The sequence below is a fragment of the Candidatus Thioglobus sp. genome (assembly GCF_028599055.1).
Lineage (GTDB): Bacteria > Pseudomonadota > Gammaproteobacteria > PS1 > Pseudothioglobaceae > Thioglobus_A.
In genome coordinates, this window is record NZ_JAQRMS010000073.1 from 1 (window position 1) to 5,944 (window position 5,944).

Annotated in this window: 4 protein-coding genes; 2 read left to right on the forward strand and 2 right to left on the reverse strand. The window is 40.1% G+C overall.

Annotated features, from left to right (window positions below; genetic code table 11):
- Positions 1–139: 139 nt before the first annotated feature.
- Positions 140–1,102, forward strand: coding sequence for a dihydroorotate dehydrogenase (locus tag PSN35_RS05535; RefSeq protein ID WP_300030612.1), 963 nt, complete (start codon positions 140–142; stop codon positions 1,100–1,102).
- Between the two features lie 9 nt (positions 1,103–1,111).
- Entirely contained in the window at positions 1,112–3,568 is a 2,457-nt protein-coding gene (gene leuS / locus PSN35_RS05540) for a leucine--tRNA ligase (RefSeq protein WP_300030615.1), read from the forward strand.
- 12 nt (positions 3,569–3,580) lie between these two features.
- On the opposite strand, the gene chrA is transcribed toward leuS, so the two are convergent.
- Both chrA and PSN35_RS05550 read right to left on the reverse strand, forming a co-directional pair.
- Complete coding sequence (gene chrA, locus PSN35_RS05545; protein WP_300030618.1) at positions 3,581–4,885, reverse strand: chromate efflux transporter; 1,305 nt, start codon at positions 4,883–4,885, stop codon at positions 3,581–3,583.
- A gap of 75 nt (positions 4,886–4,960) precedes the next feature.
- Complete coding sequence (locus PSN35_RS05550) at positions 4,961–5,848, reverse strand: phosphoribulokinase (protein WP_300030621.1); 888 nt, start codon at positions 5,846–5,848, stop codon at positions 4,961–4,963.
- Between the last annotated feature and the right edge of the window lie 96 nt (positions 5,849–5,944).

The window sequence follows — 5,944 nt, forward strand, 5'->3', positions numbered from 1 at the left end:
AATAATGGTGTCAGGCTACTTTAAAAAATATTGTCTGCAAATGTACAAATTCCAGATAAACGTCTAAATCTAAGGCAATTAGATTTTCATTTTCTATTTTTGGATTAAGATTTAACAGCAAAAATGTATAATATGGCGTATGCATAATAACTTAAAAACTCAATTTTGTGGCCTTGAGCTAGACTCGCCAATCGTACTACTTTCTGGCTGTGTTGGCTTTGGCGAAGAATACACCCGAATCGACGGTTTTTCTAATACCGATGTCGGTGCCATATGTCTCAAAGGTACGACACTAGAGCCACGCCTTGGCAATATTCCTAGCCGAGTTACTGAAACACCTCAAGGCATGATTAATGCCATTGGCCTACAAAATCCTGGTGCTGATGTAGTGATCAACGATATTATGCCCAACCTTGATAAAACTGAAACTCGTTTTATTATTAATATTTCAGGCTCCTCTGTGGAACAATACGGTGAGATTGCCAAGCGCTTTGATGATTCTGATATTGACGCCATTGAGATCAATATTTCATGCCCTAACGTTAAAGAAGGTGGCGTAGCCTTTGGTAATGACCCTGACATGTCATACCGCGTGGTTGACATTTGTCGTCAAAATACCAGCAAACCCATCATTACTAAATTATCACCCAACCAAACCGATATTGGCTTAAGCGCTCAACGCTGTATCGATGCTGGCACTGATGGCTTGGCGGTGATCAATACCTTGATGGGTATGTCTATTGATACCGAAACAAGACAACCTGTTATTGGTAATAATCAAGGTGGCTTATCCGGACCGGCCATTAAGCCAGTAGCTTTACTTAAAGTACATCAAGTCTATCAGGTAAGTAAACATCACAATGTGCCAATTATTGGCCAAGGTGGCATTATGACTGCCAATGATGCCATTGAGTTTATTATTGCCGGCGCGGCAACGGTTGGTGTTGGTACTGCCTTATTTTATGATCCATTGGTTTGTCCTAAAATCAATGATGGTATTAGCCAATATTTAACCGATCACAATCTAGACAGTGTTAACGACCTAGTTGGCACACTACAACTTAACTCGGCCATTTCACCTTGTGATATTGGCAGCAAATAATACACCGTAATGAATTCAGAATATAACGCTCAGGCAATTGAGCTAGAAGCCCAACAATATTGGAAACAACACAAATCTTTTGAAGTGGTTGAGGACACTTCAAAAGAAAAATACTACTGCTTAAGCATGTTTCCGTATCCGTCAGGTCGCCTGCATATGGGCCATGTGCGTAATTATTCAATCGGTGATGTTATTTCTAGATTCCAAAAAATGCAAGGCAAAAATGTGCTGCAGCCCATTGGATGGGATGCATTCGGGCTGCCGGCTGAAAATGCCGCATTAAAGAATAAAGTACCACCTGCTAACTGGACTTACGAAAACATTGACTACATGCGTGAGCAATTGTCTCAACTAGGCTTCGGTTATGACTGGTCTCGAGAAATTGCCACTTGTCATCCAAAATACTACAAATGGGAACAATGGTTGTTTGTTAAGCTATTTGAAAAAGGCTTGGTTTACAAGAAAAATGCGGTGGTTAATTGGGATCCTGTTGATCAAACAGTGCTGGCCAATGAGCAAGTTATTGATGGTCGTGGCTGGCGCTCTGATGCCCTGATTGAGAAAAAAGAAATTTCTCAATGGTTTATGCGCATTACCGATTATGCGGATGAATTACTAGAATCGTTGGACACATTAGAAGGTTGGCCTGACGCGGTTAAAACCATGCAACGTAATTGGATTGGAAAATCGGTAGGCCTTGAGATTAGTTTTAATCGTGAAAACTCATCAAAGCTATCAGTCTACACCACGCGTCCTGACACACTAATGGGGGTAACTTATCTTGCCATTGCAAGTGAGCACCCTTTGGCAATAGAAGCGGGCAAAAACAATGCCGATGTACAAGCCTTTATTGATGAATGCAAGACCATGGAAACTTCTGAAGCTGCCATGGAAACCATGGAGAAGAAAGGGGTTAACTCAGGCCTAACCTGCCTTCATCCAATTACCGGCAAAGAAGTACAAATCTGGATTGCTAACTTTGTCTTGATGGGCTATGGTACTGGCGCAGTGATGAGTGTACCGGCTCACGATCAACGTGATTTTGAATTTGCCCAAAAATACAACATCCCCATGCTTGAGGTGATTAAACCTATTGCAGGTGAGCATGATATCTCTCAAAGCGCATTCACTGATAAAGGTGTGTTAATCAACTCTGATGAATTTAACGGATTAGAGTTTGAGCAAGCATTTGAAGCAATTGCTGAAAAATTACACTCAACTAATTTAGGCGAAAAACAAACTAATTATCGCCTGCGTGATTGGGGTGTTTCTCGTCAACGCTATTGGGGTTGCCCAATCCCTATTATTAATTGTGAGTGTTGTGGCTCTGTTGCTGTTCCTGAACAAGATTTGCCAGTTACCCTGCCTGAAGAAGTGGCTTTTGATGGCGTCGGATCTCCGATCAAAAAAATGCCAGAATTTTACGAAACCACTTGTCCAACTTGTGGCAAAAATGCTCAGCGTGAAACCGATACCTTTGACACCTTTTTTGAGTCAAGCTGGTATTTTGCGCGCTACGCTTGTGCAGACAATGACACAGCCATGCTAGATGAACGCGCCGATTATTGGCTTGAGGTTGATCAATACATCGGTGGTATCGAGCATGCTATCCTTCATTTATTGTATGCTAGATTCTTTAACAAACTACTACGTGACGAAGGCTTAATTAACCACGATGAGCCGTTTAAAAATCTTCTAACTCAAGGTATGGTGCTTAAAGATGGCGCCAAGATGAGTAAATCAAAAGGCAACACGGTTGATCCTGCAGAAATGATTAAAAAGTATGGTGCTGATACTGTACGCTTATTTATCTTGTTTGCCGCACCACCCACTCAAGATCTTGAGTGGAGTGATTCTGGTCTTGAAGGTTCACACAGATTTGTCAATAAAGTTTACCGCTTAGCAGAGTCTTATTTAGCAGATGTCAAACAATCTACTGAAACCAAGCTAACCATTGATAAATTAACCAAAGAACAACAACAAATTCGTCAAAAAACCCATCAAACGCTCGCAAAAATAACGGATGATATTAAACGTAGACATTCGTTTAATACAGCGATTGCCGCTTTGATGGAATTAACCAATGCACTGAGCAAATTTAAACAGACTGATGAACAATCAATGGCTGTCAGGCTTGAGTCACTAGGCATTATTTTACGTGCACTTAGCCCGATCACCCCTCACCTTTGTCATCATCTATGGCAACAGCTAGGCAACACAACCGCCATTATTAACGAACCATGGCCTGCAGTTGATCAACAAGCTTTGGAGCAAGATGAGGTTCAAATCATTGTTCAGGTTAATGGTAAATTGCGTGCAAAATTAATGTTGGGTGCCGACCTAGACAAAACCGAAGTTGAGCGCCATGCATTAGCCGATGACAATGTTGCTAAATTTACGCATGGCAAAAATATTGTTAAGGTGATTGTTGTGCCAAATAAGCTGGTTAATATAGTTGTTAAATAACCCGCTATTTGCTTAAAAAATCGTTAAGCCTAGGCCAATACCTGCACTTATTGCTATCACCGTCATAATCCCCATTTTGTAGCGAAATAGGGCGATAAAAGCAGCCACAGTAATAGCGATTGAAACCCAATCAACTTGATTATCCTGAATCCAGGTAGCCAAGGCAAAAAAGACAGCTAAATTAACAATAACACCCACCACAGCAGCCGTAACTGCCGACAGGGGCGCGCTGAACTTCAAATCACCTCGGGTTGCTTCAACACCAGGACCGCCCAAAAAGATAAACAAAAACGAGGGTAGAAACGTGAAAAAAGTTGCCACCGAAGCACCCACAAATCCCGACATTAACATAGCATCTGGTCCAAATACTTCTTTGACTGTCGCACCAACAAAGCCCACAAATGCCACCACCATAATTAAAGGTCCAGGCGTGGTTTCACCCAAAGCTAAACCGTCCATCATTTGTGTGGCAGTTAGCCATTGATAGTGATCAACACCACCTTGATAAATATAAGGCAAAACCGCATAAGCACCACCAAAGGTAACCAAGGCGGCTTTGGTGAAAAACTCACCCATATCTCGTAATACTGTATTCTCTAACAAGCTCATCACCACCAAACCTAAAAACACACCAACAACTGCAAATGAGATTAATCGCGACCAGTTAAATTTAGCATGTGCTGGTATCGGTGTATCGTCATCAATTAGTGCAGGGCCATAACCAGACCCACCCTCACCATGATGAGCGCTCGTTGTAAATGTTTTGGCTGATATTTTTGCACCAATAAAACCAATTAACGCGGCCATTAATACAATATATGGAAAGGCTATTTCAAACTGAAATATTGCCACAAATGCCAGTATTGCTAAAATTTTTAGTGTTGAATTTGGTAGTGCCTTCGAACCAATACGATACGCTGCAAATAAGACAATAGCGGTTACCGCAGGTTTAATACCATACAATATTCCAGCAACTTCAGCAACCGAGCCATAGCTCAAATAAATCCAAGTTAAGGCGCTTAAAATAAACAACGAAGGCAGTACAAACAACACACCAGCAACAATTCCACCCCGAACACCAAACATCAGCCAGCCGATATAGGTGGCTAATTGTTGAGCCTCTGGCCCTGGTAACACCATGGTGAAATTTAGTGCATGTAAAAAACGATGTTCGGAAATCCATCGACGCTTTTCAACTAACTCCTGATGCATCATAGAAATTTGACCTGCAGGGCCACCAAAACTAATAAAACCAAGCTTTAACCAATAAATGAAAAATTGATAAAAACTTGGTTTTTTTGGCGTGTTGTTGTTCATGACTACCTTTTAAAAATTAAAAACCCCTAATTGTCTAAACAACTAGGGGTTTTAACGGCTAACTAAATGTGTAAATTATTTATCTGCAATTAGTTGATTAATAATTGGATATAAAATAATTTCCATTGCTAAACTCATTTTATTACCTGGAACAACAATAGTATTTCGTCTAGACATAAATGCTCCACCAATCATATTGCACAAATATGTAAAGTCAACGGGTGTTTTTTCTAAATTATTAAAACGAATCACTACAAAACTCTCATCTGGTGTTGGGATATCACGAGCAATAAAAGGGTTTGAAGTGTCAACTGTAGCCACTCGCTGAAAATTTATATCTGTTTCTGAAAACTGTGGCGTTATATAATTAATATAGTCCGGCATTCTACGCAAGATTGTATCAACCGTCTCCTCTGCAGAGTAACCTCTTTCAGCGTTATCGCGATGAATTTTTTGAATCCATTCAAGATTTACACTTGGAACAACGCCAACTTTTAAGTCTGCATATTGTGCCATATTTACATCTTTTGTAACTACAGCTCCATGCAAACCTTCATAAAACAATAAATCAGTACCAGTACCAACCTCTTCCCACGGGGTAAATTCACCTGGACTTAAATCCGTATTTAGACGTTGATTATGCTCGGCAGCCTCTTCATCAGAATGAAGATAATAACGACGATCACATTGGCCTTTTTCACCATAATCTTTAAAAGTTTCTTCAATTTTTTCAAATAAATTAGCGTCGGGGCCAAAATGAGAAAAAAAGTTGTTACCAAGCTTTTCTTGTTTTTTAACGTTTTCTTTCATTGCTGCACGGTCATACATATGGAAGCTATCACCTTCAACAATTAATGATTTAATGTTTTCACGTTCAAATATATGCTCAAATGCACGCTTTACAAAAGTTGTACCAGCTCCAGATGATCCGGTTACTACAACGACTGGATGTTGTTTAGACATAATATATCTCCTTGTTTATCTATAATTAATATTTAAAAATCTAAGTTATCAACTGACAACGCATTGTCTTCAATAAAGTTTCTACGAGGCTCAACC

Coding starts and splice junctions, on each gene's coding strand:
- PSN35_RS05535 (WP_300030612.1), top strand. CDS start 140: ATGCATAATAACTTAAAAACTCAATTTTGTGGCCTTGAGCTAGACTCG.
- leuS (WP_300030615.1), top strand. CDS start 1,112: ATGAATTCAGAATATAACGCTCAGGCAATTGAGCTAGAAGCCCAACAA.
- chrA (WP_300030618.1), bottom strand. CDS start 4,885: ATGAACAACAACACGCCAAAAAAACCAAGTTTTTATCAATTTTTCATT.
- PSN35_RS05550 (WP_300030621.1), bottom strand. CDS start 5,848: ATGTCTAAACAACATCCAGTCGTTGTAGTAACCGGATCATCTGGAGCT.